This window comes from Mesorhizobium sp. M7A.F.Ca.CA.004.04.2.1 (assembly GCF_004022825.1).
Classification (GTDB): domain Bacteria; phylum Pseudomonadota; class Alphaproteobacteria; order Rhizobiales; family Rhizobiaceae; genus Mesorhizobium.
In genome coordinates this window covers 1-3,297 of the sequence record NZ_RZPH01000693.1, presented here as the reverse complement: position 1 = coordinate 3,297, position 3,297 = coordinate 1, and the positions used below count along the sequence as shown (strand labels likewise).

Here is a 3,297-nt window from a genome sequence, read left to right as displayed (position 1 = left end):
GCAGCGGCGTCCTGCAGCGCCGAAAGAGACGTGATCGAACTGTCCGCCTCGTCGAGACGCCAGTTGCCATAGACGTTCAGGTTGGAGACATTCCCGCCCGCAAGCCCGGTGCGAAATGTCACGCCGTTCTGAGCCCCGGAACTGTCGTCCGGATGCGAATCGCGAACGGTGTAGGCCAGCACGCTGTCCGATATCCAGCCGGTCGGCACGGCGATGTAGTAGTAACCGTTGACGCCCGTGGTCACCGTGCCGATGTCGACACCGTTCGAGACGCCGGTGACCCAACCGGGATTTTTTGCATAGTAGGGCTGTCGCGTGGCCGACGAGAGCGGTGTGATGCCGCCATCCTTGTAGGCGATGCCGGAGATCGCCTGGATGCCGTTTGGATAGAAACTGTTCAGATACGGGTAGAGACCGCCGGTTCCGCCGACGAAAGCGGAGCTCAAGCTGGTGGCGCCGCCGCCCTGCAGCTGTGCCGTGGTCAGGCCGGTGCTGGTGACGCCTGCAGCGCCTTGGCCGGCAACGCCCGTCGTCGTTCCTGACGTGGTGGTGTCGAAATAGACATTGGTGACCGTGCCCCAGGAAAAGCCGACGCTGCCGCCAACGCCGGTAGCGCCCAGAAGTCCAAGCACGGCGCCTGTGGAATAGCCGTCGCTGATGGCGCCGACATTGAACCCGACCAGGCCGCCGATGTTGTCGCCACCGACAACCGAACCACTGGCATGGACCTGGCTGATCGTGCTGCTGTTGAAACCGGCAATGCCTCCGATCTGGCTGCCATCGTGTCCTCGCACCGCGTTCGTCGAAAACGAACCGGTGATCGTGCCCTCATTGCGTCCGACGAGACCGCCGACGGCAGCGACACCTTCGAGATAGCCGCTTGCCCAAACCCCCGATATCGTACCCTTGCTAAAGCCGGCAATTGCGCCGGTGTTGTACGAACCACTGATATAGGCGTCGACCAGTCCGACATTGCGCACCACGCCGGTGCTGCCGACATAGCCGAACAGCCCGACATAGTTGGCCGGAATCTGCCGCACCCAGATCTGGTTGATGATATGGCCGAGACCGTCGAAGGTGCCGGTAAAGCCGTTGCCGCCATTCTGGATGTTGGTGTTGCCGTCGGTGCCCAGCGCGGTGAAACCGAGCAGGTTGTTCCAATAGTAGGTGGAACTGGCCTCGATGTTGTTGGCCAGCGCATACCGTTCGGTCAGGCCGCTGTTGATCGCCTGCAGGCCGTTGACATCGTAGATCAGCGTGTAGCTCTGGCCGTCGATCGACAGCGCCTGCGCTCCCGGCGTGCCGGTGAAGGTCGCCGATGCACCCAAGGCATAGGAAATCGTGCCCCCGGTGCCGCCATTGTTGGTGACCAGCGTCAACCCGCCGACGCCGCCGATCGTGGCGTTCGCATTGAAGACGATGGAATGAAAGGCGCTGAGCGTCAGCGTGTTGGTGTTCCAGCTGATCGGCGCGGCAATGGTGATGTCGCCAGCCTGCGAACCGCCGCTGCCGGTTGAGATGGTGACGTTTGCGGTTGCGAGAAGGTTCTGCAGCGTGGTGACGTTGATGACGCTGTCATTGGTGTTGGCGGACATGCTGCCGCCGGTGTTGCCGGCAGCGTTGGAGATGGTGACGTTGTAGGGGTCGAGCAGAAGGTCGCCGGTATCGCCGAACCGGGCGCGCAGATCGACCGCACCGGTGAAGTCGAGGCGCTGCTTGCCGGACACTTCCGCGAAGCCGCCATTGCCGCCGTCATCGCCACCACGTGCGGAAATCTTGCCCGCGAACTTTGTCTGCTCGTCGGACCAGACGATGACCGTGCCGCCATCGCCGGTGCCGGTCGCATCGGCGCTGATTGTCGTCTTCGCATCGATCTCGATTGTGACCGCGCGTTGCAAGGTGCCCTTGCCCTGCTTGTCACCGCCGATCCTGACGCTGCCGCCGCCATCCTTGCCCGAGGCATCGACCTTGGCGGCCTTGAGCTTCAGTTTGCGGCCGGTGACCGTGACCTTGCCGCCCTTGCCGCCGGCCTTGGCCGAAGCGTCGAGCGTGCCGGTGATTTCGACCGCGCCTTCATCGCCGCCAAGCACGATGGCGCCGGATTGACCTGACACCGTGCGTGCCTCGATGACACCGGACATGTTGACGGCCTGGCGTGCTGCATTGCGCACCGCCGCCGCCTTGAGTTCGACCAGTCCGCCATCGGCACTGATACGTCCGGAATTGCTGACCAGCGCATTGCTGCCATCAGCCCTGGTCGGCACGGAGACCTGCAAGAAGCCGTCGCCGGACAGATCGAGCGCCGCCTTCTCGCCCGAGCCGAGCCCGACCTTGCCGAGCGGCACGGTGATCGAGCCGGCATTGTCGACGCTGCCACCGATCAATGCGGCATAGCCGCCACGCCCGATGCTGATGGAACCCTGGTTGGCGACGGCAGCGGAAGCTCCATTGCCTTCGAACTCCAGCTTTCCGGCCTCAAAATCCTCGTCGCTGATGCCCAGCGAGGAGCCAACGAAACCCGCGGCACTGACCTTGCCGGTCTTGGAGATGGCAATGCCGTTGGGATTGACCAGGAACACCTGGCCATTGGCGTTGAGCTGGCCCGATATGGTCGATTTAGTGCCACCGGTGACGCGGTTCAGCATCGTTGCCGAGGACGATGGCTGGTCGATAGTGACTGTCGCGCCGGCGCCGATGGAAAAACTCTGCCAGTTGACGATCGCCGAACTGGTCGACTGCCTGATGGTCAGTTGCGACGACGATGGATGGGCGATGGTGACACCGCCGGACGCCACGCTGCCGCCTGTTGGCAGTTCCTGTGCTCGCGCCGACGTGAAGCCGACAAGTGCCGTCGACGTCAAAAGCAGCGCCATCAACGGCGCGCCGGTGCGGTTAAGGTGCCGCCGTGAGAGGTGGGCTTTGCGCTTCATGGTGATCTCTCTAGAACTGGACGGCGCCGCTGAGCGAAAAGCGATCGCTTGTCGGCAGGTGATCGTCGCGATGCTGGCGGCCCCATTCCAGCGTCAGGCTGGCGTTGGTCGCGTCACCCGCCAGCGCGGTGCCGACCTTAAGGCCAAGCCCGTATGACGCGCCGACGATGTTGGCCGTCTCGAGCGCGGTCGGCATTTCGAGATGCACCTGGCCGACAGCGCCGAACACGTAGGGAGACAACGAAACGATGCCGCCGGTGAACGGGACGTACCAGGGTGAGGACAGCTCGCCGCGCAGCACATAGCCGGAATCGCCCTGCAGCGCGCCGGCGTCGAAGCTCGACAGGCCGTTCGCGCCGACCAGCCC

1 protein-coding gene and 1 pseudogene are annotated in these 3,297 nt (G+C 63.8%); both read right to left on the bottom strand.

All coding sequences use genetic code 11. The features are described from left to right. A partial coding sequence (locus tag EN893_RS25330; protein WP_128361858.1) for a filamentous hemagglutinin N-terminal domain-containing protein occupies positions 1 to 2,930 on the bottom strand: 2,930 nt, incomplete at its 3' end. 10 nt (positions 2,931 to 2,940) lie between these two features. After that, positions 2,941 to 3,297, bottom strand: a pseudogene (locus EN893_RS38245) (ShlB/FhaC/HecB family hemolysin secretion/activation protein); the annotation flags it as partial.